25 protein-coding genes and 3 pseudogenes are annotated in these 26,318 nt (G+C 60.3%); 10 read left to right on the top strand and 18 right to left on the bottom strand.

What is annotated here, in order from left to right; all coding sequences use genetic code 11:
* Nucleotides 1-4 precede the first annotated feature (4 nt).
* Nucleotides 5-1,000, bottom strand: coding sequence for a tRNA dihydrouridine(20/20a) synthase DusA (dusA, locus tag NLY33_RS20595; RefSeq protein WP_023706854.1), 996 nt, complete (start codon nt 998-1,000; stop codon nt 5-7).
* Nucleotides 1,001-1,115: 115 nt separating this feature from the next.
* On the opposite strand from dusA, the gene NLY33_RS20590 reads away from it, so the two are divergent.
* The gene (locus tag NLY33_RS20590) at nt 1,116-2,177 is read left to right on the top strand and encodes a site-specific integrase (RefSeq protein ID WP_023708346.1); all 1,062 of its coding nucleotides are present in this window, start codon (nt 1,116-1,118) and stop codon (nt 2,175-2,177) included.
* A gap of 167 nt (nt 2,178-2,344) precedes the next feature.
* Here the strand turns inward: NLY33_RS20590 and NLY33_RS20585 are convergent, their stop codons facing one another.
* The 7 genes from NLY33_RS20585 to NLY33_RS20555 are packed head-to-tail and all read right to left on the bottom strand — an operon-like array spanning nt 2,345 to nt 10,507.
* Complete coding sequence (locus NLY33_RS20585) at nt 2,345-3,760, bottom strand: amidase (protein WP_023708345.1); 1,416 nt, start codon at nt 3,758-3,760, stop codon at nt 2,345-2,347.
* A 31-nt stretch (nt 3,761-3,791) separates the two neighbouring features.
* A complete protein-coding gene (locus tag NLY33_RS20580) occupies nt 3,792-4,838 on the bottom strand; it encodes an ABC transporter ATP-binding protein (protein WP_023708344.1) in 1,047 nt (348 codons plus the stop codon).
* Nucleotides 4,838-5,839, bottom strand: coding sequence for an ABC transporter ATP-binding protein (locus NLY33_RS20575; protein ID WP_023708343.1), 1,002 nt, complete (start codon nt 5,837-5,839; stop codon nt 4,838-4,840). The genes NLY33_RS20580 and NLY33_RS20575 overlap by 1 nt, the downstream gene beginning before the upstream one ends.
* Entirely contained in the window at nt 5,839-6,729 is an 891-nt protein-coding gene (locus tag NLY33_RS20570; protein ID WP_023708342.1) for an ABC transporter permease, read from the bottom strand. Before NLY33_RS20570 ends, NLY33_RS20575 begins: the two co-directional genes overlap by 1 nt.
* Complete coding sequence (locus NLY33_RS20565; RefSeq protein WP_023708341.1) at nt 6,726-7,667, bottom strand: ABC transporter permease; 942 nt, start codon at nt 7,665-7,667, stop codon at nt 6,726-6,728. The genes NLY33_RS20570 and NLY33_RS20565 overlap by 4 nt, the downstream gene beginning before the upstream one ends.
* Nucleotides 7,668-7,675: 8 nt before the next feature.
* On the bottom strand, nt 7,676-9,271 hold the full coding sequence (locus NLY33_RS20560) for an ABC transporter substrate-binding protein (RefSeq protein ID WP_245261120.1): 1,596 nt from the start codon (nt 9,269-9,271) through the stop codon (nt 7,676-7,678).
* A 27-nt stretch (nt 9,272-9,298) separates the two neighbouring features.
* Nucleotides 9,299-10,507, bottom strand: coding sequence for a trans-sulfuration enzyme family protein (locus NLY33_RS20555; protein WP_023708339.1), 1,209 nt, complete (start codon nt 10,505-10,507; stop codon nt 9,299-9,301).
* A 103-nt stretch (nt 10,508-10,610) separates the two neighbouring features.
* On the opposite strand from NLY33_RS20555, the gene NLY33_RS20550 reads away from it, so the two are divergent.
* The 3 genes and pseudogenes from NLY33_RS20550 (at nt 10,611) to NLY33_RS20540 (ending at nt 12,563) form a co-directional block, all read left to right on the top strand.
* Complete coding sequence (locus tag NLY33_RS20550) at nt 10,611-11,495, top strand: LysR substrate-binding domain-containing protein (RefSeq protein WP_023708338.1); 885 nt, start codon at nt 10,611-10,613, stop codon at nt 11,493-11,495.
* 45 nt (nt 11,496-11,540) lie between these two features.
* Nucleotides 11,541-11,830: pseudogene (locus NLY33_RS20545) on the top strand (hypothetical protein).
* Between the two features lie 259 nt (nt 11,831-12,089).
* Nucleotides 12,090-12,563 (top strand): Ros/MucR family transcriptional regulator, encoded by a 474-nt coding sequence (locus NLY33_RS20540; protein WP_023708337.1) that lies wholly within the window; start codon nt 12,090-12,092, stop codon nt 12,561-12,563.
* A 110-nt stretch (nt 12,564-12,673) separates the two neighbouring features.
* Here the strand turns inward: NLY33_RS20540 and NLY33_RS20535 are convergent, their stop codons facing one another.
* Nucleotides 12,674-13,609 carry a LysR family transcriptional regulator gene (locus NLY33_RS20535; RefSeq protein ID WP_023708336.1) on the bottom strand — a complete coding sequence of 312 codons (936 nt, stop codon included), beginning with the start codon at nt 13,607-13,609 and terminating at the stop codon, nt 12,674-12,676.
* A gap of 273 nt (nt 13,610-13,882) precedes the next feature.
* Between NLY33_RS20535 and NLY33_RS20530 the strand changes: the two genes are divergently transcribed.
* Nucleotides 13,883-14,542, top strand: coding sequence for an ABC transporter permease (locus tag NLY33_RS20530; protein WP_023708335.1), 660 nt, complete (start codon nt 13,883-13,885; stop codon nt 14,540-14,542).
* A gap of 13 nt (nt 14,543-14,555) precedes the next feature.
* Nucleotides 14,556-14,843: an ABC transporter permease subunit gene (locus NLY33_RS20525; protein ID WP_031196301.1), complete on the top strand. Its 288-nt coding sequence runs from the start codon at nt 14,556-14,558 to the stop codon at nt 14,841-14,843.
* 5 nt (nt 14,844-14,848) lie between these two features.
* On the opposite strand, the pseudogene NLY33_RS20520 reads toward NLY33_RS20525, so the two are convergent.
* From NLY33_RS20520 to NLY33_RS20500, 5 genes and pseudogenes are all read right to left on the bottom strand, one after another.
* Nucleotides 14,849-15,208 (bottom strand): annotated as a pseudogene (locus NLY33_RS20520) (ParB/Srx family N-terminal domain-containing protein); the annotation flags it as partial.
* A 175-nt stretch (nt 15,209-15,383) separates the two neighbouring features.
* Nucleotides 15,384-15,750 (bottom strand): annotated as a pseudogene (locus NLY33_RS20515) (DUF2958 domain-containing protein).
* Nucleotides 15,747-16,718, bottom strand: a complete 972-nt coding sequence (locus NLY33_RS20510; RefSeq protein WP_023709649.1) for an ArdC family protein — start codon at nt 16,716-16,718, stop codon at nt 15,747-15,749. Before NLY33_RS20510 ends, NLY33_RS20515 begins: the two are co-directional and overlap by 4 nt.
* A 185-nt stretch (nt 16,719-16,903) precedes the next feature.
* Nucleotides 16,904-18,841 (bottom strand): DNA ligase D, encoded by a 1,938-nt coding sequence (ligD, locus tag NLY33_RS20505; protein WP_084565821.1) that lies wholly within the window; start codon nt 18,839-18,841, stop codon nt 16,904-16,906.
* A 424-nt stretch (nt 18,842-19,265) separates the two neighbouring features.
* Nucleotides 19,266-19,727, bottom strand: coding sequence for a hypothetical protein (locus NLY33_RS20500; RefSeq protein WP_023708333.1), 462 nt, complete (start codon nt 19,725-19,727; stop codon nt 19,266-19,268).
* A gap of 157 nt (nt 19,728-19,884) precedes the next feature.
* Here NLY33_RS20500 and NLY33_RS20495 point away from each other — a divergent pair, with 157 nt between their 5' ends.
* Together NLY33_RS20495 and NLY33_RS20490 are read left to right on the top strand one after the other, a co-directional pair.
* Complete coding sequence (locus NLY33_RS20495) at nt 19,885-20,610, top strand: hypothetical protein (RefSeq protein WP_245261118.1); 726 nt, start codon at nt 19,885-19,887, stop codon at nt 20,608-20,610.
* Nucleotides 20,611-20,674: 64 nt separating this feature from the next.
* Nucleotides 20,675-21,019, top strand: coding sequence for a hypothetical protein (locus NLY33_RS20490; RefSeq protein WP_156932588.1), 345 nt, complete (start codon nt 20,675-20,677; stop codon nt 21,017-21,019).
* A 1-nt stretch (nt 21,020) separates the two neighbouring features.
* Here the strand turns inward: NLY33_RS20490 and NLY33_RS20485 are convergent, their stop codons facing one another.
* Nucleotides 21,021-21,614, bottom strand: a complete 594-nt coding sequence (locus tag NLY33_RS20485) for an SOS response-associated peptidase (RefSeq protein ID WP_023708329.1) — start codon at nt 21,612-21,614, stop codon at nt 21,021-21,023.
* 236 nt (nt 21,615-21,850) lie between these two features.
* Between NLY33_RS20485 and NLY33_RS20480 the strand changes: the two genes are divergently transcribed.
* Together NLY33_RS20480 and NLY33_RS20475 are read left to right on the top strand one after the other, a co-directional pair.
* Nucleotides 21,851-22,807, top strand: coding sequence for a magnesium transporter CorA family protein (locus tag NLY33_RS20480; RefSeq protein WP_023708328.1), 957 nt, complete (start codon nt 21,851-21,853; stop codon nt 22,805-22,807).
* Between the two features lie 50 nt (nt 22,808-22,857).
* On the top strand, nt 22,858-23,385 hold the full coding sequence (locus NLY33_RS20475) for a DedA family protein (RefSeq protein WP_023708327.1): 528 nt from the start codon (nt 22,858-22,860) through the stop codon (nt 23,383-23,385).
* Here the strand turns inward: NLY33_RS20475 and NLY33_RS20470 are convergent.
* The 3 genes from NLY33_RS20470 to NLY33_RS20460 form a co-directional block, all read right to left on the bottom strand.
* On the bottom strand, nt 23,360-24,703 hold the full coding sequence (locus NLY33_RS20470; RefSeq protein ID WP_023708326.1) for a hemolysin family protein: 1,344 nt from the start codon (nt 24,701-24,703) through the stop codon (nt 23,360-23,362). The two genes, NLY33_RS20475 and NLY33_RS20470, sit on opposite strands and share 26 nt — an antisense overlap.
* Nucleotides 24,704-24,869: 166 nt before the next feature.
* Complete coding sequence (locus tag NLY33_RS20465; RefSeq protein WP_023708325.1) at nt 24,870-25,010, bottom strand: hypothetical protein; 141 nt, start codon at nt 25,008-25,010, stop codon at nt 24,870-24,872.
* Between the two features lie 283 nt (nt 25,011-25,293).
* Nucleotides 25,294-26,199, bottom strand: coding sequence for a transcriptional regulator GcvA (locus tag NLY33_RS20460; protein ID WP_023708324.1), 906 nt, complete (start codon nt 26,197-26,199; stop codon nt 25,294-25,296).
* Between the last annotated feature and the right edge of the window lie 119 nt (nt 26,200-26,318).

Below are 26,318 nucleotides of genomic sequence, written 5' to 3'. Positions count from 1 at the left end.
CTGCTTAAGCGGCCTTTTCAACACGGTCGAAATCGACGGCAGCGAACGCTGCCTTCAGCACATCCGGTCCGGCGCCGGGTTTCGTCGCGTCGGTGGACAGTATCTGCCGGAAGCGGCGCGCGCCCGGCAGGCCGTGGAACAGCCCGACCATGTGGCGGGTGACGTGGCCGAGCCGCCCGCCCTGCTCGATATGCCGCGCGGCGTAGTCGGCCATCGTGTCGATCAGCGCGGCAAAATCGTAGGCGCCGGCCTTGTCGCCGTAGAATGCCGCGTCGACGCCGGCCAGGATGCCTGGCGTGTGGTAGGCGGCGCGGCCAAGCATGGCGCCATCGACATGATCGAGGTGGCGAGCCGCCTCTTCGAGCGATTGAACGCCGCCGTTGATGCCGATGAATTTGTTCGATTTTCCCGCTTTGAGGCGATAGACCCTGTCATAGTCGAGCGGCGGGATGTCGCGATTTTCCTTCGGGCTCAGACCCTCCAGCCAAGCCTTGCGCGCATGCACCCACAGCGCGTCGGCGCCGGCCGCGAAAACGCCGTCGGCCAGCGCGTCGAGCGCGGGCTCCGGATCCTGCTCGTCGACGCCGATGCGGCATTTGACCGTCACCGGGATTTTCACCGCCGCCTTCATCGCCGCCACACAATCGGCGACGAGGTCAGGCACTTTCATCAGGCAGGCGCCGAACGTGCCGGACTGGACGCGGTCGGACGGACAGCCGACATTGAGATTGATCTCGTCGTAGCCGAAGCCCTCGCCGATGCGCGCCGCCTCGGCCAGCTTTTGCGGATCGGAGCCGCCGAGCTGCAGTGCCACCGGATGTTCGGTCTCGTCAAAACCAAGCAGCCGCTCGCGCGCACCATGGATGACAGCGTCCGCCACCACCATTTCGGTGTAGAGCAGCGCACGCTGCGTCAACTGGCGGTGGAAGAACCGGCAATGCCGGTCGGTCCAGTCCATCATGGGTGCAATAGCCAGTCTATGCTCTTGATTTTTCAGCATTTTTTCTTTAACATCAAATCGTTAGAACCTACCGAGTGCACACGAATTTACGCCAGAATACGACCCTTTTCGCCACATTTCGATCTCTCAGTGCACACGGAGCGCACACGAAAAAATGGCCACCTACACAAAACTCTCGTCCGGTTCCTGGCGCGTCCAAGTCCGTCGCAAGGGTCGCTACGTCAGCGAGACCTTCCTGCGCCGAGACGACGCACGGCGCTGGGCAACCGAAGCCGAGCGCCAAGTCGATCGTGGTGAGACGCCGACCAAGTCCCGTTTGGCCCGCCTGAAGACTTTCGGTGAACTCATCGACCTTCATATCGACGACATGTGTGATGTAGGCAAGTCCCCTCGCCGCTCCAAGGCTGCGGCTCTCGATATGCTCCAAAGACATCTGGGGAAGTGCAACATCGCGGCTCTCGATCGCGAACGGCTCATTCGTTTTGGGCGCGACCGGGCCGCCCAAGGTGCCGGACCGATGACGCTCGGCATCGACATCGGCTTTGTAAAACTCATACTGGCTCATGCCGCTGCGGTGCACGGCCTGCCCGTCAAGGTCGAACCGGTTGATCTCGCGCGTATTGCCCTAAAGAGGCTTGGCCTCGTTGGTAAGGGCAATCAGCGCGACAGGAGGCCGACCCAGGATGAACTCGACAGGCTCATCGCCCACTTCGATGCAAATCCTCGTCAAATAGCGCCGGTTGGTCAGATAATACGTTTCGCCGTCGCAACGGCGATGCGCCAGGAGGAAATCTGCAAGGCGCGGTGGTCCGACATGGACGCCCGCACGCGGATGCTTCTCATCCGTGACCGGAAAGACCCGCGAAACAAAAACGGGAACAATCAACGCATACCCTTGTTCGCGGCAACTGGGTACGACGCATGGGCCATTGTCGAGGACCGACTGGCCAAGCGAAGCAATGACGATGATCGAATTTTCCCATTCAATCATAGGTCAGTCGGCACCGCCTTCCGTCTAGGGTGCGCTGACCTGGACATCCACGACCTTCATTTTCACGACTTGCGGCATGAAGGAACAAGCCGCCTCTTCGAAGCTGGATTCACGATCGAACAGGTAGCTCTGGTCACGGGTCACAAGGATTGGAAGATGTTGCGGCGGTATACGCATCTCAAGCCGGAAATGCTGCACACTATCCAAGCGGCGAGGGCAGCGTAGTTGGCGGCTCAGGTTGACTGGCATCTCCGCCAGGCGTTTGCCTTGCAAGGTCTTCGAAAACGAGCGTGGCATTGACCGAGTGCACCTCCTTTGGGAGATTGCTCTGCACATAGGTCCGAAGGCGCCATGAGATCGACGCGTTTCGGCTGGCTGCGCTTTGGCGGGTCTCACCCGGGATTTTCTGTCGCCACCACCGGCCTCCTGGATCGAAGTCCCAGCGCCTGCTCCACGGAGTGTCCCGCCCTCAGCACTGTGTCGTCCTCAAACTTGCGGCCCACGATCTGCATCGAGATCGGAAGTCCCGTCGCGGTAAAGCCGTTACAGATCGCAAGCGCCGGGCTACCAGTAAGGTTGAAAGGACGGCTGAGCGAAAGTTCGATCTCGCCCATCTCCGTCATCTCATAACCGAGGATCTGAGCGGGCGTCTTCATCGTCGGCAGGACAAGGACGTCGACGTCCTCCATAACGTCGGCGAGTTCTTCAGTCAGCGCCGCCTGCCGAAGGCGGGCATCAATATAGTCAGCCGCCGAAACGGTTTTCCCGTCCTGCAGGCGGGAGCGGCTGACAGGATGAAACCGTTCTGGATAGGCATCGAGCTCCGCCCGGTGTTCGGCGTATTCCTCCGGCCAGGTGATGTTTCTTGCGACGGAACCGTATAGGCCGAAATCCGCCAATCTCACGGAGGAAACACGGCCGCCAAGCTCCTGCACGACGGCGAGCGTATTCTCCATCGCGTCGAGCACGTCCTGATCGACGTCGGGATCGCCCTCGTAGAATTGCCTTATGACGCCGACACGCAGACCTCGGATGCCTTCTCCTATCCTTGAGATATCGGGGCTCTTGAAACCTCTAAGCAAAATATCGTCAGTATCCGTCGACACCATCGACGCTATCATCAGGGCGCAGTCCTCGACCGTCCAGGCTAGCGGACCGACGCAATCCATTGATCGTGACAGCGGAAGTACGCCCTTTCGGCTTACCAGCGCGTCGGTCGGCTTTAGACCTGCGACCCCACACCACGCGGCAGGATCTCGTATCGAGCCTGCGGTCTCCGTCCCCACCGACCCGGCGCACAAACCCGCCGCAACCGCAATCGCCGAGCCGCTCGATGACGACGATGGGTCGAGATCGAGGTTCCACGGGTTGCGGGCGGGCGGCCAGCCAAGATCGAACTGCGTTCCGGAGACTGCGTATTCGGTGGTTGCTTGCTTCCCGAGGATAATCGCGCCGGCCCGCTTCAAGGATGCGACGACGCCTGCATCCTCGCTGGCGATCGCGTCGCGCCGATGAACAGCCTGCGCCGTGGTCGGCAGTCCCGCGACATCGATCAGGTCCTTGATGCCAATGGGCACGCCGTGCAGAGGGCCTAGCCACTCCCCGCGCACGAGCGCCTGCTCCGCCGCAGATGCCTCCTGCAACGCGCTTTCAGCTCGCAGCGAGTTGAAGCTGTGAAGTCTCTGATCCAGCCCAGCGATTCTGTCGAGGTACGTCTTCGTGAGTTCAAGGGGAGATATTTCCTTCGCGCGAAGTCTGCGGGACAGTTCCGCAAGCGACAGCAGGGCGATGTCCGATGACAGACTCATGCAGGTGCGACTCGATCTTGAATGATTAATTTCAGAGGGCGGCGGCAGTCATCAGACGCACTTGCCCGGGCATTCTTCCGGATTCAGGCGGGACGTCGAGAGCACTGCGTTCTCCACGGAAGACCTTTTCCGCGAGCACGCACGCCGCCCGGTGACCGGCACTGACCTCGATCTGAGGCGGGAGTGCTGTCGCACAGTCGGCGACAGCTAGTGGACAACGCGTCCGAAACGCGCATCCCGACGGAGGATTGGTCGGGCTCGGTATTTCTCCCACGAGCAGCGGGACCTTCCGATTTCTCTCCTCAATGGGATCGGCTGCTGGAACCGATGCCAGCAGCAACTGGGTGTAGGGGTGGCTCGGATGGTTGTAGACGTCCTCAGACGTTCCCATCTCGACGATCCGACCAAGGTACATGACGTAAACACGCGACGAAGCCTGTCGAACGAGGCCGAGGTCGTGAGCGATGAACAGACAGGCGACGCCAAGGTCCCTGCGCAGTCCCATGAACAAATTCATCACTTGCGCCCTGATCGAAAGGTCGAGCGCGCTAACGGGCTCGTCGCAGATCAGCACCCGCGGCTCCACGGCAAGTGACCTCGCGATTGCCACACGTTGACGCTGACCACCGGACAGCTCTCGGGTGAACCGGTCCCTGACCTGGGTCGCCAGTCCGACCTGGTCCAACAGCTCCGTCGTACGCGCCGCCCGTTGTTCCTTCGAGCGCATCCCTTTGATGATCAGAGCCTCTGCGATTGCTTCGCCAACGGTCTGTCGATCGTTCAACGAGGCGTAGGGGTCCTGGAACACGTATTGGACGGCACGGCGCACTTCCCTAAGGCGTCCGCCCGAGAGGGATCCGAGATCGACGCCGTCGAAGATCACTCTACCCGACTGAGGTTTCTCCAGCCCCACGATGGATCGGCCAAGTGTCGACTTGCCGCAGCCAGACTCGCCGACGAGGCCGACGATTTCGCCCGCGTTCAACGTGATTGACACGTCATTTACGGCCTTGATGGTCTTGCCCCTCATCGCGCTGGGATAGCTCGTCACAAGGTTTTCGACTTCGAGAACAGCCATCAGCTTACTCTCTCCAAGAGGTGGTTGTTGATCACAGGACATGCGGCAAAGACCGAAGGATCGAGCGTCTCGACGAGCCTGGGCCGATGCGATTTGCAGCTTTGGACCGAATGAACGCAGCGCGGCTCAAAAGCACACCCGACAATGGGCGCCGCGAGTATAGGCGGCACGCCGGGGAGTCCCCGGAAGGGTGCCCCGACCGCGTCTTCACGTCGCGGGATGGCGTCGATCAGCCCCATTGTGTAGGGATGATGCGGCGAAACCAGAACCTTTTCGACGGGACCAGTTTCCGCGTTCCGGCCTGCGTACATGACGACCACTCGGTCTGCCGATCCTGCGACGACGCCCATGTCGTGAGTAATGAGAACCATCGCCATTTTAAGCTTTGACTGAATGTTCTTGAGCAGGCGCAGGATCTGGGCCTGAACGGTGACGTCGAGCGCGGTGGTCGGCTCGTCCGCAATCAAGAGCTTGGGTTCGGCCGCGATGGCAATTGCAATCATCACGCGCTGCCTGAGGCCACCGGACAGTTCGTGAGGATACTGCCTTAGTCGCGCCGCCGGGTCGGATATGTCGACCAATTTAAGAAGGTCTAGCGCCCTTGCTTCGGCGGCAGTTGCCGACATGCCCAAGTGGAATTCAGCCATCTCCGCGATTTGCCGCCCCACCCTCCTTGCGGGGTTCAGTGCACTCATCGGGTCCTGAAAAATGAAGCCTATCGACTTTCCACGGAAGTGTCTGATTTTATCCTCCGAGGCTCCAACCAGTTCGGTGCCGTCGAAGACCACTGAGCCCGAAACGTCCGCTTTTACACCAAGCGGCATCAGACCGAGAGGAGCGAAGTTCATCACGGTCTTGCCGCTGCCGCTCTCGCCTACGACAGCCAACGTCTCCCCGCGTCGTATCGAGTAACTGACGCCATCGACCGGACGGACCGCCCCATGGCGAGTTAGGAGATCGACCGTCAGGTTTCTCACGTCCAGTACGGTTTCAGCGGGCATCAGATCGACTCCTTTGCCCAGAGCGCCGTGGCGCGGCGACGGGCGACAAGCATCTTGTTCGTGAGCGGGGTCGGCACGCGGTTCAGCGCGACTGCTTCCCCTAGGATATTGAATCCAATCACGGCCAACGTAAGGGCAAGACCCGGGAGAACGACCTGCCGTGGATCGGTTTCCAGATAGGGAAGCGCATCGACCAGCATCTGCCCCCATTCCGGGGTCGGCGGTTGGATACCGAGGCCGAGAAAGCTCAGAGTGGCAATCGCCAGAGCTACTGCGCCCGCGTCTGCCGTGGCATAGACAAGGACGGCGCCGAGCGTCGTTGGAAGAAGATGGACGAAGTAGATCCGCATAGGGCTAGCACCAAGGACGCGCAGCGCCTCCATCTCAGGCTTGTTCATGACGCTCACGGCCACCGCGCGGCTGACGCGAGCGCTACCCGGCCACCAAGCCAGCGCCAAGGCCAGGATCATGTTCCAGTAGCTGGCCCCGAATACGCCGATAACCGCCAGCGAAATGATAAGGCTTGGGATAGCGAGACCGACGTCGACAATGCGCATGAGGATCTCGTCCGTCCAGCCGCGTCGATATCCGGCGACCGTTCCGATGGTGGTTCCTATCGTGTGGGCGATGACGAGCACGAGACAGACGCCGACAAGTGAGGTCCGGGCAGCGGTTATCAGCCTGCTGAGCGTGTCCCTGCCAAGGTGGTCGGCGCCCAGCCAGTGTGTCATGGTTGGCCCTTCGCCTGCGAGCAGCAGATTCTGGGTGTTCGGTGCGTGAGGTGTGAGCAGCGGTGCGAACACGCCGATGAATACGAAAGCGCCAATGGTGATGACGGATGCGCGCGGCAGTTTTCCTATCGGGTCTGCCAATTTGCCTACTATGTTCATGATCCGCTCCTTTGCCGGCGCATGCGCGGATCGGTGAGCATCATCAGGACGTCCACGATCACATTCAAGATAATGAAGAAGGTTATGAAGATCAGCAGACAGGCCTGCACCACCATGAAGTCGCGGAACCGGACCCCGGTCAGGAACAGCTCTGCGACCCCCTGCCAGGCGAACAGCGGCTCCACCACGACGGCGCCGACGACCATGAGACCTATCTGAGTTCCGAGCGCATTCAGGTAGGTCGGCGCAATGTTGGGCAAAGCGTCGCGCATAAGTATCCGCTCACGTTTGAAGCCCTTGCTCATCGCGGTGAGGACGAACGGACGCGCCATGGCCTCCTCAAGGCCGACTCGGACGACGCGGCTGAGGACAGCGGCAGGCAGCATCGCTATTGTGAGCCATGGCAATATGAAGCTGCGAAAACCGTCGTAGCCGAATGTCGGAAATATCTTGAACGACACCGAGAAAGCATAGACCAGAAGCGCACCGACGAAGAACGAGGGCGTGGATGCACCGAACAACGCCAGTCCGCGTGCAATGTGGTCGGGCATTCTGTGTGCCCACAGCGCCCCTAGAAATCCTATGAGCAAACTCAAGACGAGGGCGACCACGGCTCCGCCGGCGACCAGCGTCGCAGTAACCGATAACCGGCTCCGAAGAGCGTTTCCAACGTCCTCCCCAGTCTTGTAGGAGATGCCGAAGTTGCCGTGAGCGGCATTGCCAAGCCAGTCCGTGTATCGAATGAGCAATGGCTTGTTCAGGCCGATTTCCTCCGCGACCTTGGCAATGTCCGCCTTGGTCGCCGTTGGAGTGCGAAGCTCCGCAATCAAGATGGCGACGTTGCCTGGGGCTGACACCACCAGGGAAAAGCACAACACCGAAGCCAGAAAAAGCAGAACGAGCGCGTTCCGGGCTCTCTTTGCGATGAAGAAGAACACGGCGTCTCCTATTCGCTCAGGCTGATGTTTTCGTAAGGCATATCGTACTCCGTTGCCGGGGCCTTGAAATCTTTGACGCGGCTGGAGTGCGCCCAGATACCTGGCACGTAAAGCAGTGGAGCGATGGCGACGTTATCGTGCAGCCAATCGTAAACCTTCTGGACGTTGGCTTCCATGTTTGGATCCAACGCCGACATCGTCGCGGTCACGAGCGGATCGAGCCGCTCAGCGTCGACGAACAGCTTACCGTCGACGCCGTTGTCGTAGGTAGACAGGAAAAGACCGACGATTGTGGCGAAAGGCTCGTACGGAGCGCCGTATGTCTGGAAGAAAGCAAGATCGAACTTGCGTTCGGGAATATCGCTGTGTCGCGAGGCATGGTCCACCGAGCGGATCGTAAGCTGAATGCCGATCTCCTGCAGTTCCGCCTGAAGCACCTCGGCGACGGATCTCGATCCGGGAATTTGTTCTTCACTGACGACGATTTCGAGAGCGAGCGGAGAGCCATCCTTCTCTCTCACAGGACTGCCGACCCATCCTGCCTTTTCCAAAAGCGCCTTAGCACCTTCGACGTCGATCTGGGGAACCTCATAGCGCTTTCCGGCCAGTGGCACGGATTCGGCGAAGAGATTGGCCGACGTCGCTGCCATCCCGCGATAAAGTACCTTTGAAATTGCTGCCCGGTCGATGCCGATATCGATGGCCTTCCGGACTGCGACTTCCTTGAGAGCTGGAGCCCGGTCGGGATTGAATGCCATGATCATCGTCGTCGAACCGGGTTCCACAACGACGTCTAGCCCCGCCTGCTTCAAGGTCTGGGCCTCGATCGCGGTGATCGGCGATACGAAGGCCCCGCCCATTAGGTCGATATCGCCGGCTCGGAGGGCAGCCATACGGCCACGAGAGTCGGGGAGCACCTTCAACTGGACTTTCGAGAACTTGGGCTTCTCGCCCCAATAGCGGTCGAACCGCTCGAAGACGCTGCCCGAGTTATCCGCGCTGATTTCACGCCATGGGCCGGTCCCGACCGGAGCCTTGTAGCTCCCGTCAGCTGCGACCGATTTCGGGCTGAGGAATCGACCGGGGCGGACATAGGCCAATTCCTGCAGCAGCCCAAGAACAGGCTCCTTGAAGCGGATATCGATATGATTGTCATCGACGACAGTGGCGTCCACGAAGAGCCTGGAGCAGTTCATCCAGTTGTTGTCAGCCTGCCCCATCCAGCGCCCCAGGTTCCACTTGGCGGCGGTGGCGTCGAATGGTGTCCCGTCATGGAAGACAACTTGCTCTCTGAGCGTCAGGCGCAGGAGCTTGCCCTCATTCTCGATCGACCAAGCGGTCGCCAGTCCAGGTTCAATTTTTCCGTCATAGGAGTACGTGACGAGTGGTTCGAACACCATGTCCTGGACCGCGTAGAGCCCCTTGAATTTGTGAGGGTCCAGGTCGCCGGGGGCCACAGAGATGGCGATCCTAAGCGTATCATTATCAGCCGCGGCCGCGACCATGCTCGGAAAAAGGGAGCCGCCGGCGGCGATGCCAATCATGCCGGACAATCCTGTCAGAAACGACCGTCTGTGAATTGTTATGAATTTGCTGCTGTCCATGTTCCATTCCCCTTGTTTTTGATTTGATTACCCGTAGGAGCGAGCTCCCGTGCCGGACCGATCTTGTGCGGTCCGTACAGATATGTCTTCGAGCAGGCGGGCGACGTCCGCCTGCAAGTCCTCAAGCGCCTCGATCCCGACACTGATGCGCAGCACGAGGTCGGACGCGAGCCATTCTGTCGCCGTTCTGTTCTGCCGGACGGGCATCGGCGCGACGAGACTGCGGGTACCTCCCCAGGAGGCGCCGATGGCGAATGTCGTCAAGACGTCGAGCGCCGGTGAGACATGTGCGGTGCAGGCGTCCTTGAATAGCACGCCGAATACCCCGCTCGCTCCAACGAAGTCGCGTTTCCAGAACTCATGACCAGGCGAATGGGCGAGTGGCGGCCACAGCACGCGGTCTACCAACGAATGCCCTTCGATCTGTTCGACCAAGGTCCGCGCGCTTTCGAACGAGCGCTGCATCCGGATGCCGAGTGTCTCCATGCCGCGCAGGACGAGGGCCGCGTCGTCCGGCGAGACGCCTATCCCAAAGCGTCCCATGAAACCCTTGACCACAGCCTCGTGTTCGGGATGGGCGATCGTAACCGATCCCATCAGTATGTCGGAGTGCCCGGAGATGTATTTGGTCAACGCCTCTGTGACGATATCGACGCCGTGCAGGATCGGCTTGAAGTTCAGCGGCGTCGCCCAAGTGTTGTCGCATCCGACGAGAATGCCGCGGCGCCGGGCCACCGCCACAATGGCTGGTATGTCCTGGACGTCCATGCTCGTCGAACCAGGAGACTCGCACCAGATAATCGCGGTGCGCTCGTCGATCTTGCTTTCGAGATCATCGATCGTGGATGGATCGAAGTACCTCGTCTCTATCTGGAAGCGTGCCAGGTCCTGGTTAGCGAAGTCCCTGACGGGCGGGTAGGACGTGTCTACAACGAGGATGTTGTCGCCAGCCTTCAGGAAAGAAAGCATCGCTACCGAGTTGGCCGCTTGGCCAGAAGGGGCGAGGAACGTCCGGACGCCTCCTTCGAGCTTGGTAAGCTTTTGTTCGAGCGTGCGCGTCGTCGGCGTGCCGTACAAGCCGTAGGAATATCCTTCAGGCCCGCGCTGCGCGCGGTTGGCGTATGCCTCCGCATTCTCGAACACGATTGTCGAGGCTCTGTGGACCGCAGTTCCAAGCGGATCGAAGCCCTCATTCCTAACCTTCGGGGTCAGCACCACTTCAGTAAAGTCGTTCATTCTCTCGCCACCCCCTGGACATGGCGATTGTTTAAGCACACTCCTCACTATGCGGTCTAATATCAAGATTACGGTTTACTATTCGCGGAGGTTATAGGGTCAGATGAACCTGAGGCAGATCGAAGTCTTCCACGCCCTGATGACAAACGGCACGACGACACGTGCGGCCGAGGTCCTGCGCATCTCACAGCCGGCCGTGAGCAAGGCTGTTCAGGAGCTGGAGCGCACCGTTGGTTTTGCGCTGTTCAATCGCGCTAAGGGGCGCATGAGCCCAACTGCGGAAGGGCGGCTCTTCTTCCGAGAGGTTGAAACCTCGTTTTCCGGCCTGATCCATCTCAAGAGTGCGGCTGCGCGTATAAGAGACTTTGGGTCGGGCGAAATAAGAGTGGCAAGCCTGTCGGCGTTAAGCACTAACGTCATGCCAAAAGTCATGCGCTCGTTCCAGAAGCGCCACCCGCAGGTGGCTATAACGTTCCAAGCGCGGATGTCGTCCTCGGTCAAGGAGTTGGTTGCTTCCGGCCAGTTCGACGTCGGTGTGGCGGCGGACGAGATCGATCTCGCGGGCGTCATCGCTCGGCCCTTTGCCAGCTATCAGGTTGCCATTGCCCTGCCTCCGGGCCACCGTTTGCAGGGCAGAGCAGTTATCTATCCAAGAGACCTCCACGATGAAAACTTCGTCGCACTCGCGCCGGAGGACACGACAAGGCGAGAGGCGGAGGCGATCTTCGCGGAGCATGGGGTGAAGCCAAAAATTGTCTTGGAGACCCCTTATTCGACGACGATCGCGGCGATGGTCGAGGCTGGTCTTGGCTGCGGCATGGTCAATCCGATTACGGCGGACCCCTTCCTCGGACGGGGAATGATGATCGTGCCGTTCGAGCCAGCAATTCACTTTCGGACGCTTCTGTTGCTTCCGCCTCAAAGGGAGCCTTCGACAATTGTGGCTGATTTTATAGAAGAGCTGTTGAAGGGGTCCTCCGGGGCGTAGATGAGCGCGATCAACGTCGAAGCTTAAGGTTTCGGTCAGACTGAACTGCACCGCGATATCCTGCTGGGCTCCGACATTTTCGTCGAATTCCCACCACAGACACCCATCGAGTGCGAGATCCAGCAGCTGGACTCCAACTGTCCCTCGGTGACCGAATTCCGGGACGCCAGGGCGCAAGGCCGCCGGGAGGTCAGCAGATCACGCTGTTCGATTCCGTCGGCTTCGCCATCGAGGATTTTTCGGCGCTGCGATACGTGCGCGCCAGCCACAAGCGACCGGCCTCTACGAGGAGCTCGCCGATCCCGACGAGCCGCGAGATCTGTTCGGCATGCTAGTGAGGGCAGCCATGCAGCCGGCCGCATAACAAGGCTCGCTCAAAAACCAACTTCCGCCCTCCCGCCCAATTGCACTTCCACCTTCATTGCTGAGCGGTGCCTCGACTGAGCTGCTTCATGCAGAGTTTAGTGACCCATGCCCCCGCCACGTCTCTCTTTGCAACTTCTCGTCTTGTGCACCCGGTGCGCTTTGCTGTAGCGAGGCTGCTGACGTAGATCGGGGCTACGGCAACTGAAGAGCAAATGAAGGGTTGGCCAAATGCCTGAAGATCTTAACTCCGACGCGGAATTGCTGGAGATGACAGCTGACATCGTTTCCGCCTATGTCAGCAACAACCCGGTTCCAGTCGCAGAACTCGCCCGGGTAATTGCCGATACCTATGGAGCGATCAGCAAGCTGCAGGGAGCACTCCCACCCAAAGCGGAAGAGAAGCCTACACCCGCAGTCCCGATCAAGAAATCGGTGACGCCCGATTTCATAATCTGCCTGGAAGACGGCAAGAAGTTCAAATCGCTCAGACGGCACCTTGGCACTCACTACGATCTTTCGCCGGATGCGTACCGGGCGAAATGGGGCCTGCCCTCCGATTACCCAATGGTTGCGCCGAACTATGCCGCGGTGCGATCCGCGATGGCAAAGGCGATCGGCCTGGGACGGAAGGCCGTAGCGCCTGAACCCGTAACGTTGCCGGCGCCGGCCAAGCGCCGCAAGATCGGCATCAAGACAACCTGACATCGGGGCTATTTTGCACAAAAGCCCGGATTCTGTTCAAGGACGCGGGCCGATTGCTCCGTCAGAAAGAACCCCTGCCTCTTGTTCAAGGGCAGCGGCTGCCGAGGATATCAGCCCTCAAGGGATGATCCCCCTCTAGCGGACGGCATCTGGGAAAACGCGGCGATGATCGCCTCAAGCGATACATTCAATGCGTTGGAAAAGGTCCGTCCCTTCTGCCAAATCGCAACGTAGTGATAAAGCGCGGACGGTTCCACCGGTTTTGCTTCGAGGTTAAACGCCGCGTATTCACGGGCGATGATCTCATTGGTTATCGAAATGCCCAGGCCAGCCGAGACGTATCCGGCTTCGTGACCGTTGCAATCGAATTCCACCAGTATGTCTGGCTCAACGCCGGCGAAGCGCAAGGCATTGAAGTTCATCTGGTGAGCGGCGAACTGCGGATCGATATCGACGATCGTTTCGCCTGCCAGGTCTTGAGCCTCGATACAGGTCTGTTTTGAGAAGCGGTGGTCGGGATGAAAGATGCATACGTTTCGTGCCGACCCGAGCGGCGCCCATTCAAACAGACGTGGATCCAGGGGCAATCTCGAAATTCCGAGATCCGCCCGCCCTGCCAGGATGTGCTCGCCGATTTGCTCGTAGCTTCCCGAAATCGACCGGACATTCGAAGCGGTCTTTGAATGGATGATCGCCACGACCTTGGGCAAGGTCACGAAACTGAACACAGAAGGCGCGGCAATCGCGATCCGCTGCTTTTCCTCGTTCTTCATCGCGAAGATCGACGCTTCCAGGCGATCCAGCGACGTCAGGGCAAGTTCTACGTTTCGCAGGAGTTCCCAGGCTTCCTGCAAGGGAACGATGCGGTTGGCTGATCTCTTGAAGAGTGTGATGCCGAGCGTGGTCTCGAGCTGCTTCACATGTTGACTGACGGCCGGCTGGCTTATCCCGAGCGCAGCCGCCGCCCGCCGTGTCGAACCGGCCCGCAACACTTCCCGGAAGACCTTCAGCTGACGGAGCTTGAGGTCGCTTTGCAGCAGCTCCATTCCCTGCGCACCTTTCCCCGACAACGCTACCCGGGAAGCGGATAACGCCAACCTGCGGGAGCAACGAACCGCCTCAGTATATAACGGTGGGTTATAGATCAAATAATAAAAATTATAGATTGAGTGTATAATTTTGAGCGATAGAATTAGCCAATACCTCAAAGTAACTCCAAATTACAAATATAACAATTCGCAACCTTGGGTTATACCTCTCGGTTTTGGCGAGAAAGACCGACGTAATCTGCGGTAATTGCGAGTCGAGGAAAGCGCCCCATGGGTGGTTTTACTAATCAGTTTGCTGTCGCACTCTCCGTGACCATAAGCCTGGCCCTTGTCAGCGGCTGCCTTGGTACGGCATTTGGGTTGTTCTTGGCTATTTCGAAGGGCACGGCACAAACGCACCTCACCCGTGTCGTGACGGCCTACACGACGGTTGTCCGTGGTGTACCAGAACTTCTCATTATCCTGCTCATCTACTTCGGCGGAACGACGCTCGCCAGCAAGATCGCCGGCCGGTATGTCGAGGTGAACGCATTCACCGCAGGCGTTATCGCGCTCTCGGTCGTTTTCAGCGGTTATGCGACCGAAGTGTTTCGGGGCGCCATTGCGGCTGTGCCAGCGGGTCAAACCGAAGCGGCAAAGTCGCTTGGGCTGAATGCCTGGCAGCGCTGGATGTTCGTCATCGGACCGCAGATGCTGCGGCTGGCGCTGCCTGCCTATGGCAATCTCTGGATTTCGCTGTTCAAGGATACCGCGCTGGGTTCGATCGTCGGCCTGACCGACATCATGCGCGTTGCGTATGTGGGGGCCGGATCCTTGCGCGCTCCGTTGACCTTCTACCTTGCGGCCTCCGCTCTCTATCTCTCGCTGACCACCGTCACGCTGCTGTCGATCCGGCTGGCCGAGCGGCGCTATCCGGCACTCGGCCGGTAGGAGGGAGCGACACATGAACCTCGGCTTGATGTTCGACGCAATGGTTGTCCTGCCTTCGGGCGTTGGTCTCACATTGGCCCTGACGGTCTTGTCGCTGACGGCCGGGTTTCTTCTGTCGGTCCCGCTGGCCTTCATCCGCGCGTTTGGACGCCCCGGCTTCTCGCTCTCGGTGCTCGCATACACCTATGTGATCCGCGGGACGCCGATGCTCGTTCAGCTCTTCCTGCTCTACTACGGCCTCGCTCAGATCGAGGCGGTGCGAGCCAGCATCTTCTGGGTTATCCTGCGGGATCCTTTCTAATCTTCGCGCTGAAAATTCTCGGCCAGCGAATCCTCCTCGATCGGGACCGCGCTGTGGGCGTCGCTGACGACGCAGGGAACTGGCTCGGTCTTGATCATGCGCTTCTGCATGACCAGCAGTTCCAGCGCGCGATAGCGGCGCCCACCAGCCGGCACCTCAAACATGCCGGTCTCATTGCCCTCGCCATCCAGCACTGGCCGGACGTTGAGACTCTGCAAGAGGCCGCGTCGTGCGATCGAGGCGGCGAGGTCCTCTATCGTTTCCCCGCGCTTGATGCGCCGGACATTGGCCTGGCTCAGCACCAGCTTGTTGAAGGGGATGTCACGTGAAGCGTTGAGGGTGATCTTCTGCTTGGGCGTAGCCATGTGGACTGTCTCCGCGACGGGCGGCCGAGACTCTCTCGACCTCCAAACCCGTCAAAAGAAACGGGCGCAGCCCTCTCACTCTGAGGACTGCGCCGCACACCGAAAATCCGGAGGGCGACAGGGCCGCAGACACGACTTTGCGCACCTGCGGCATTGGGGATTTCAAGCTGAGATCTCACGCGCCGTCTCGGCCAGACTGGGCGGCGTGGTAGAGGATGCGTTCCGCGTCGCGAAGGCTTTCCGGCCCGGCGGGCGGCCTCTGCCCAGACCGAAATCGGTAGGTCGGTGGTAAAGAGGATATCGCGCTCGATGCCCATGCGGATAGGCAGCCGGACCGACGTCATCTCGAAGAGCGAGAAACTGCCCTGCTCGGGATATCCGAGACCGGCGAGACCGAACATGGTGTCACCATCGGCACTCAGCTCGGTTGCGAGCCAGGTTCCTTCGTCGAGCGGATTGAAGAGCTTCACGACCGGTACGTGATCGGCGTTGCGGCCATTGGCCAGCAGGCGTTTGCGCAGTTCGTCGGTGAGGAGGATCATGCCGCCCTCCTCTCGATCTCGGCCTCATCGACGTCGGCCGGGCCTGCCCTGGCTGCACCGTCAGGTTGCGGCAGGAAGGCGAGCAGCCAGTCGGCCGCCTTGCTGGCCTGGGAGGCGGCGCGCACGATGGCGCGGTTGTCTTCGCGCAGGACCTTGAGCCAGGAGGCCAGGTAGTCGGCGTGGCGCACGGTTGGCACGATGCCAAGCGAGGCGCAGCAGAAGGCTGCGTTCATCTCTGCGACCAGTTCCTCGAAAGCATATCTCTTGGTGCCGAAGGCGCCGCCGAGGTCACGGCCGACGCGGGAGGGATGGCCGGTCGCATGGCCAAGCTCGTGCAGGGCGGTGCGGTGCCAGTCGATGGTCTCGAAATAGGCCTGCGGGGGCGGCACCCGCACGTAGTCCTGCGCCGACACATAATAGGCACTGCTGCCACCGATGCGGAAATCGATACCTGTCGCCTTGATCAGCGCCTCGACTGTAGGCTCGATCAGTCCGGGTTCCGGTGCAGGCGGAGCCGCGGCCAGATCGTCTGGCAGATTTTCGCATTGCGCGACGTTGAACACGGTGAAGCGCTTAAGGAACGGTATGGCCTGTGCTGCCTCGCCGGTTTCCCGCGCGCGATGCTTCTCGTCGTCAGGAATGAAGCGGTCAGCATAGACGACGGTGGTCCCGTGTTCGCCCTTGCGGACATTGCCGCCCAGCGATAGCGCCTGGCGGAAAGTCAGCCAGCTTTGGACCGGAAAGCCATGCTCTACGACCGCACCCCACAGGATCAGCACGTTGATCCCGGAATAGGCGCGGCCAGTCGTGGCATTGGCCGGCATGGCGAGGGGCGCTTGCCCCGCCGTCGTTCCCCAGGGCTGCACCCAGGGGAAGCGGCCGGCTTCCAGCTCCGCGATGATCTTGTTGGTGATATCGTCATAGAGGCTTGTCCGGTCGGCGCCGGCGCGAGCGTAATGTCTGGACATCGCGGTTCTCCGCGACGGGCGCCGGAGGCCTCTCCTCCAGCCCTCAACCCGTCACGGCAAACCGGTCCGTACTCTCACTCTAGACGGCGTTGCGGGGACCTCCCGTAGAAGGGGGACGCTCTCGAATTTGGGCAAAGGCGGTCCGCGCCAAATCAAATGTCGCTAACCATCTGGTTTGGTTATTGCTACCGGACTGCGTGGCGGATGCGATCGGTAAGCGTTTGTTCGACGTCGAAATAGCCCTCCCAGGCTTCGGGCAACTGAGCCCGCGCGGCGGCGGCGAAAACATCGAAACCGTTGGCGCTTTCGCAGGAGGGCAACTCCTTCCAACTGACGGGCACCGCGCACGCCGCCCCCGCGCGTGCCCGAGTGGACCAGGGACAGATTGCAGTGGAGCCCTGGCCATTGCGCAGGTAATCGAGAAATATTCGGCCCTTGCGCTTCGCCCTGCTCATGTTGGCGAGGAAGCGCGACGGATCTGTACGGGCCAGTAGTTCGGCGAAGTCTTGGCAGAAGCTCTTGACCTCGTCCCAGTCTGCCTCGGGGACGAGCGGCACGACCACATGAACGCCCTTGCCGCCGGACAGCAACGGCCACGACTGCAGTCCAAGCGCTTCCAGAATGCCTCGAATGTCGAGGGCTGCCTGCTTGACGGCAGTGAAGCCCAAGCCTTCGTCGGGGTCGATGTCGAAGATCATGCGATGCGGCAGATCCGGCTGCTGGCGCAGGCTTCCCCAGATGTGGAATTCGAGCACGTTCATCTGGACGCCTGCGATCAGCCCAGCCAGGTCATCGACCCACAAGATGCGGCTTTCCTTCCCGGACATCTTCTCCAACTGGCCGTCATGGATGGCCTTGGGCATGCCGGGCAGTCTGTGCTTCTGAAAGAAGGTCTGCTGCAGGTCGCCATCGGTATCGCGCACCAGCGACAGCGGTCGATCCTGGATGTGCGGCAGCATCTTCTCGGCGACCACGGCGTAGTAGGCGGCGAGCGTGGCCTTGGTCACCTTGGTCCCGGGATACATGACCTTGTCTGGATGCGTCAGCTTGACGCCGACAGCAGCGGCGATCTCCTTGCCGATTCCGGGATCGAGATTGGCGGAGCCACGAGTTGCCGGCGTCTTCGGCATTTCCATTACCACTTGGTCGGCTCGCTTATCTTCGCGCATGCCCTCAAAGCTTGGATGTCGCAAGCTGCCGTCCGGTGTCACTTCGGCATAGGTGACTTCGGCAACTAGCTCGGGCTTCACCCACCGGGCACGGCGGGCAATGTCTCTCGGAACGGAGACGAAAGCCGGTTTCTCAACACGGCGTTTCTCGAGCTTCGCGAGGATGTCCTTGCGCATCGCCGCGGTGAACCCCGTGCCGACTCGGCCGCGATAGATGAGCTTGCCATTCTCGTAAGTGCCGAGGATCAACGATGCCATGCCACGTCCTGTGTCACTTGGGCGGTAGCCGCCGACGACGAATTCCTGTCGCTTCGTGCACTTGATCTTGAGCCAACTCCCGGTGCGGTCGCCGACGTAGGAGCTGTCGGCGCGCTTGGCGATGACGCCTTCGTGGCCGCCCTCGCACATGGCGTCGAACACCCTTCTGCCCTGGTCGACGATGTGGCTGGAGAATTGCAGGCTGTCGTCAGGGCGGCGCGCGCCCAGCAGGGACTCAAGTCGCGCCTTGCGCTCAAGGAGCGGCAGGGTCGACAGATCTTCGCCATCGAATTCAAGCAGATCGAAGGCGTAGAACTTGAGGGGCATACCCGCGGCGATGCCGGTTTTCAGCATGGAGAAGTTCGTGCGGCCCTGACTGTCGATGGCGACGATCTCACCATCGATCAGCACCGCGCCTTTGGTTAGTCTCTGAAGCGGCGGTAGGATGACCTTGAACTGTCGGGTCCAGTCGTGGCCATTGCGGGTATAGACAACGACGTTCGAGCCGGAGATGGCGACTTGGGCACGATAGCCGTCGAACTTCATCTCGAAAAGCCAATCCCCGCCGACCGGTATGTGGTCTGTCAGCGTGCATAGCTGGAAGGGACGAAACCGCGGGAGCCGATTTGTAGGGACAGATTCTGAGTCTCTGGGCCGTGTGCGCCTTTTACTGAGGGTGCCGTCTACAGCCGACATGCGGAACTCGGATACATAGTCCGATTCAATACCCTGCCTCGGATTCGGTTCCATGCCCACCCGTCCCCGCGCCGGCGACCGTCGGCGCCCAAAGGAAGGACGGCGTATAAAACGCAGTCCTGCGCGCGTCCGCAACAGCGGACAATTGCCGCGCGTAGGACGGAGGAAATTCGCCCCCGCCGCGGGCGGTGAACAGGACAGCCGTAGGAGCGTCAGCATAGCGCCGGCCGCAGGACGGGACGCGGGACCGACTGTCCCCGTCTGCGGTGGTCCGCATGTTTTGCGTCGAAGCCGACCGGCCGAGATCGTGCGCATTTCCGGATCTCGACGGTCTGGCCGCTGATGGTCGATGATTCGATAGGATTGTCCAACCCAGCGCCGAGTTGGCCTGGACGAAATCGATGAGGTCTTGCATCTTCACCCCTCAATTGCGTGGCAGCTTGTGAATTTCCAACCTGACAGGCCCTCCCCTGTCACAACTTGTGCAGAATAGCGCTCGCTCGACCGAACTGAACAGAGCGCCTTTCCCATAGCGCTCAATGAGGCCGGCAGGCTTCACCGTTGCATGGTGCGAACAGGATCTGCACCAAGCCCGCAACACATGCCACTCGCGAAGATCGCCGAGCGCCACATCGAGGCCGGCGTGGACGCTGCCATCGATGATAGCCTGCGGCGGGATCTTGACCTCGCCTGGTGTCAGGATTTTCTCCATCACATGCCGACTGTTGTAGTGGATGAGTAACATGCCCGGCCGGCGCCGGATGGCAGCTTGCCAGGCCGCCTGACTCACCGTAGAATCAGGGGAACGCGAAATGGTTTCGGATAGGGCCTGCTCGTCGCGATCCCAAACCTCGATCCGAAAATTGTCTTCCGCGGTTTTTGCCATAGCTTCGCCGGCCAGCGCGTCTCACGCCGAACCATGGTCCCTTTGCTGCTCAGATCACGCTGAAATAAGGAACATATTCCTCACTCGTCAAGGGCATGCTGGACTCTGTGTTCTCTTTTTGTTCACTATTGGCGGAAATAGCCATAGGAGGCGAACCATGGAACTTCGCTTGAACATTGAAGGGGCGACACCCCAAGAGCTGGGCCGCGGCATCGCGGCAGCCGAAGCGGTGTTTGCACGCGCCGGCATTACGGCCTTGCAGGGCGCGGAAGGACTGTTCGCGTTGGAGGGCTGGGACATCAAGGGCTTTCCAGAAGACGACAAGCCTACCGAGGACGAGGATCAGGCTGCCACTGTTTGGCTGGAAGCCGACAAGGCTGCGGCGGCGGCATGTTGTGCGGGCTGGCCAGAGGAAAAAGTTCCGCACCATCAGGTCATGGAACTGATCGACGTTCCCCGCACGAAGTTGCAAGCCGAAGCGATTCCAGACACCTGGCCAGAACGGAAGCAACTCTATCCTGACGTCGTCAAGCGGCTGGAGATCACGACCGGCCCGGACCGCCAGATCGATTTCGATATTGCCTTCGTTCTCGGCTGGGTCCCGAGCGGCCAACGCTCGATCGGGTTGAGCCGCTTTCGGAGGATGGAGACCGTATCCCCTTCTTCACCAGCGACCTTTCCCAGGTCGAAGAGATGGCTCGCAAGGCGCTCAAGGACTGGACAATCGAGATCGATCGAGATCCCTGTGATGCCCACGTATTCGATCCCTCGGCCAGCGATGGCGATGATGAGTTGCGCATGGCGGCATGGCGTGATTTCGACGGCTCCTTGCATATGGAAAGGCCGCCGGCAAACCCTGCAATCGCGCTCACGCTGGCAATGATGCGCGGCCAGTCAATGCATTTCGAATAGTGGTCAAGCGCAGTCGGGGCTCACCAACGCCATCGGTGATCGACCGTGACTGGCCACACCAGGTTGCATTGCCGGACGACCTTTGCACCGACCGGAACTTCACCATGATTGCAAAGTTCTGCCAGGAGCGAGGACTTAAGCACCAGACGCGGCATGTGCAGGCGATATGGCCGAACGGCAAATATGAAACCTATCGGCTTCATTGCTTCGGCGATGCCGCATCCGCAGAGGCGTTCCTTGATCACTTCGAGGGGCTGATGTTCGATCCAAGGCGGGATCGGGAGAATGGAAAGGTCCGGGGCGTCTGGCGCCGCACGGGCGAATACGCGCCGGTTCTCGATCTCGGTCCGCTCAGAGTACCGGAGATCTTGCGCAGCTAAGTCACGGGCTTTCGGGACGAACTGTCTCCACCGAAAGCGATCCGGCCGGAAGCGGCCGCAAGAGCTCAGCCTCGGGCTTCGTCAGGTTGATCCAGGCCGCCCAACTTTCGGGCTGAAGCACCACGACCTGTCGATTGTGATACGGCGCGACGTCCGGTCCGGGATCGGTCGTCAGCATGGTGAACGTGGGTGGCTTGTTGCCGGCAGCTTCGCGCCAAAGCCCCGCGATGGCCATGAACGGAGAACCGTTGAGTGTGAAGCGATGTTTCGCCTTCGGATATTTCGTGCCTGTGAATTCGAAGAACGCCGACGCAGGAACGAGACAGCGTTTGCTATTCCCGAATTGCCGGCCTTCGGAGCGGAAGTTGAACACAGGGCCGCCTTTTGGTCCGGTCGGTGGAAATCCGAACGTCATCGATGCCAGTTCGATAGCGTCATCAACGGCGCGCATTATTGGCGCCGGGTCATTGATGCGGACGTCGCCCGCCTGGGGCAGATCAAGTTCGGTTTGATGGCTCGGGATTTTGAGCGCCAGTGACGCCATCATCCGGCAATATTCAGCCCAAAGTACATGCTGTTCGTAGTCGTTGCACATGGAAGGCTCCGGACCTGGGTGACCTGTTTACAGTAGGGCTATCGAGGGCACGATGAAAAGCGGATCGGCGCTCGACTGAACGGGTCCCGCTCAACGAATCCCGACAAATGGTTGGCGCGCTTAATCAACGCTAGTAGCGTTCAAGGGGGGATGCTTCGACAATCCGGCCTACTCGCCCATGGCGCCATGGCATGGTAAGGACGCCGAACTTTTCCCTTTAGGCGCCATGCCCCGCAATGTTGAGCATCTTTCCGCAATGCACCGTTTCAAAAGCGAAGGCAAAGGCGATCTGGCTTGATCTTTGCGACCCAAATCCGGCTGAACTCGCTGAGGTAGAGGAATTAGCCGCGGTCGCCGTACCGAGCCGCGAAGATCTCAGCGAGATCGAAAGCTCGAGCCGGCTCAAAGCCCGTGACGGCGTGCTTTCCATGAGTGTACCGATGGTCACGCATGTCGAAGGTGGCGTACCGCAAGTCGCGCCGGTCGGGTTCGTGCTGTCGCGCGAGCGCCTAGTCACCGTTCGCTTCGCGGCTTTGCCGGCCTTTGACGCGGTCGCCAGTCGCTTCACCGATTCCGACGGGCGCCCGACATCGAGCCTGGAGGTGTTCGTCGATCTCTGTGACGAACTCATCGACCGCCTCGCCGACGGCCTTGAGCAGGCGGCGACTGACCTGCGCACCCTGTCTGTCACCGCCTTCCATGTCCCGGACAGCCAGGGTCGCAAGGCGATCCGCTCAAACAAGGTCATTCGCGCCCAGTTGCGCCATGTCGGCCGGCTGGGTGACTATCTTTCGGAAAAGCGCGATGCGTTACTGGGCCTTGGGCGCGCCATCGATTTCGCGCGCGGGATGACCGCTGACTGGGGCGACGTGCAAATCGCGTCGCGAATGAACGGCCTGAAGCAAGATGTGGCTTCGCTGGACGACTATGAGGTCCATCTCTCCGACAAGGTGCAATTCCTGCTCGATGCCATGGTCGGGCTGATCGGCATCGCCCAGAACGACATCTTCAAGATCCTCACCATCGTCTCGATCGTCGGCATTCCCCCAACGCTGATCGCGGGGATCTACGGCATGAATTTCAAGTCCATGCCCGAATACGACTGGGCCTTCGGCTACCCCTATGGGCTGGCGATGATCGGCCTCAGCGCCATTGTTCCACTGGCGTGGTTCAAGTGGCGGGGATGGTTCTAGCTAAGCATCGGGATGCGCCCCTTTTGCAGGGGTGAAGCGGGAATCAGCGAATGAGCCTCGACGAGATCACTCAAGCGACGATCGCTTTTATCCGCGCGCATGAGGCATGGGGCATTCCGCTGGTGGCCATGCTGGCCTTCGGGGAATCGCTGGCGTTCATTTCGATGCTGCTTCCCGCAACCGTAATCCTTGTTGGCGTCGGTTTCCTGATCGGCGAAAGCGGAATCGCGTTCTGGCCCTTATGGCTGGCCGCCATCGTCGGCGCTGTGCTGGGCGACTGGCTGTCCTTCTGGATCGGCACTCGCTTGGGCGACAGGGTATCGCACTACTGGCCGCTGAAGCGGTATCCGGACCTGATGCCCCGTGGCCGCGCCTTCTTCGAACGCTGGGGTGGGCTGGGGGTGTTCATCGGGCGCTTCTCAGGTCCGTTGCGCGCCTCCGTTCCATTGGTTGCGGGCGTCTGTGAGATGCCTGCTTTGACGTTTCAGATCGCCAACGTCACCTCGGCCTTGCTGTGGGCGACAGGCATACTCGCGCCAGGTGCGTTCGGTCTCAAATGGCTGCAGGCTTGGATGTAGGCAGTTCACGGCGTGCGAGCAGCTTGTCGATCCGCCTCCCGTCCATATCGAGGATCTCGAAGCGCCAGCCTTCATAGTCAAAGTGCTCACCAGCTTCCGGAAGGTGACCTAGCTGGGACAAGGCGAACCCGGCGATCGTATGAAAATCACCCTCTGCCGCCCCTGATCGAAAGCCCAGGCGAGCGAAGGCATCGTGCGCCAGCATCATCCCGTCGATCAGCAGGGAACCGTCATCACGCTCGACGACATCGGGGTCTTCACCATCCAGGTCCGGAAGGTCGCCTGCGATGGCTTCGAGCAGATCGGTCTGGGTGACGATCCCCTCCAGAGCGCCATATTCGTCGATGACGATCGCCAGGCGCACCGGCGCCCGCTTGAACTGATCGAGCACGCGGAAGATTTGCGTTCCTTCGTGGACGATCACGGGTTCGCGGATAACCGCCATCGGATCGAGCGTTTTTCCATCGAGCGCCTGGTCAAGGAGATCCTTCTTCAGGATCATGCCGAGCGGTTCGGCAATCCCGCCACGGCCGACCAGAAGCTGCTCATGACGACATTCGCGGATGGTGCGCAGAATCTCGTCTGGGCTGTCGTCAGCGTCGATCCAGTCGATATCGCGTCGCGGTGTCATGATATCCGCGATGCGCCGATCTCCGATGTTGAAGACACGCTCGACAAGTTCCTGCTGAGTTTGGTGAAGCAATCCTGCCTCCTGGCTTGCCGCCACGAGCAGCTTCAGCTCGTCAGGCGAATGCAAGGACTCCTCCCCTGTGCCCGGGCGCAGACCGCAGAGACGCAGCACTAGATTGCCGAGACCGTTCAGAGCGAGGATCGCTGGTCTCAGCAGAAACAGAAACAGGCCGAGCGGGCGTACGACCCAGAGTGCCGTGCCTTCGCTGCGTTGAAGCGCCAGGCTTTTCGGCGCCAATTCGCCCAGGACGATGTGAAGAGCGGTGATGATGATGAAAGCGATTACGACGGCGATCGTGTGCGAAGCTGCCGTGGCCAGGGACCCCATTACTCCCAAGAGGAGTGGCTCGATCAGATGGGCAAGTGCGGGTTCACCGACCCAGCCGAGCGCCAGCGATGAAATGGTGATGCCGAGTTGGGTCGCGGCCAGATTGGCATCGAGATTGACCAAGGCTTTTTGAAGCCGACCGGCGTTCAAGCGCCCGGCAGCCGCAAGCTCGTCGACGCGGCTGCGTCTAACCGCTACCAGGGCAAACTCGGCGGCGACAAAGAAGCCGTTTGCGCCTACGAGTACGAGAACCAACAAAATTCCAAGAATGTCGCGTAGGCTACCATCGTCCGCCGGCATGATTTCCTCTGTATGAAAAAGCTACGGTCGTCTCTGAAGCGTATTTGCCGCTATCGCGCAACCGCCGTTCGGCCTTGAGCATCATTGCGGAGCTATCACGGTAGCGTCGTTGACTGCCGGTCAATGAGTGGCAGAATGACCAAATCCTCTCCGCAGACGGCCGAGCTCAAACTGGCTTCTCGGTGATCAAGGTCAATGGCAGCGCTGCGGACAGGTCGCCTTTGATCCAGTGATTTAGTAAAATAACCGCGATCCCGGCGAGGATCGCCAGCACTATCATCCAAATGATCTTCTGAAGATCGGTCATCTTATCATCTCCCGAGGCGCACCATAGGGCCTGGTGCGAGCCAGCATCCGGTCTCGCCGACTGCGGTTGAACTCAGTATGAATAGCCACCCCGGACATCGCGGCTCACCATGCTGAAGGTCGCGCTGGCGCGCTAGCGGACTCTTATCTGCGTTTATCGCCGTTCGTCCGAATTAGTTCTCGCGGCCGGTAACCGGAGTTCGCCCGTCGCAGAAGCCCGTTGAACAATTGAGCCCTTCGAGTACCTTTTCCGACTGCTTGACCTTCACGATTCGATCTTACGCCTATGGACCGAGCGTCTTGAGGCGATGCACGTCATCGGCGGTCTCAGCCAACAGCCAGTCGCGGAACGTCGTGATTTTGGGCAGCGTCGACGTCGCCTTGGGGCAGACGATCCAGTAGGTCTTGGACAATCGCAGAGCCGTGGCGAACGGCCTTACGAGGCGCCCGTTGATGAGGTCCCAAGCCGCAAGCGTGGTGCGGGCGAGTGCGACACCCTGGCCGTCGACAGCGGCGTCTATGACCATGCTGGCGCGGTTCAAGACCGGTCCGTGGGAGAGTTCGGCCTCGACCACGCCAGCGGCCTCGAGCCATTCCGACCAGTCCTTTCGGTCATCAAGATGCAGCAACGGAAAGTTCAGCACATCGGACGGCTCGCGCATCCGCTGGTGAAGTTTGGGACTGCAGACCACGAACAGTTGCTCGGAGCACAGGCGGACAACATCATGCCCCGCCCAATTGCCATCGCCATGCCGCACGGCAAGATCGACGTCCTCTCTAGCGAAGTCGACGTGATGCATGGTTGCGGAAATCCTGAGATCGATGTCCGGATGCGTCTCGGCAAACCTGCCAAGGCGGTTTACCAACCACTTGGCGGGAAAGTCGGGCGACGTGCTGACCGTCAACGCTCCGGCCCGGGATAGATGCTGGATGCGTTGCGTGCCGAGAGCTATACGGTCGAAGGCATCGCGCACCACCTCCAGATAGGACAGGCCGGCCCGCGTGATGCTCAGCTTTTGACGTTCGCGATCGAACAGCCTGATGCCCAATTCGAGCTCCAGCGCCTTCACCTGATGGCTCACCGCACCCTGCGTCACGGAAAGTTCGTCCGCCGCCCTGGTAAAGCTCTCGTGGCGCGCCGCCGCCTCGAAGGCTTTGAGGGCGTTGAGTGATGGCAGTCGGCGGGCCAATTTTACACCATGTCATGAGAAAAATTGGGTCAAGCACGAGAAACCATGCTTTGCGCCCGTGGGCAGATTGGAGCATTTCCGCAGCAGACGTCAACCAGTGCACTGCGGAAGGATGAGAA

Origin of the sequence: Mesorhizobium sp. C432A (assembly GCF_030323145.1) — a bacterium.
In the GTDB taxonomy this organism is placed as follows: domain Bacteria; phylum Pseudomonadota; class Alphaproteobacteria; order Rhizobiales; family Rhizobiaceae; genus Mesorhizobium.
Note: the sequence above shows the minus strand (reverse complement) of the source record. Positions and strands in the feature narration are given on the sequence as shown.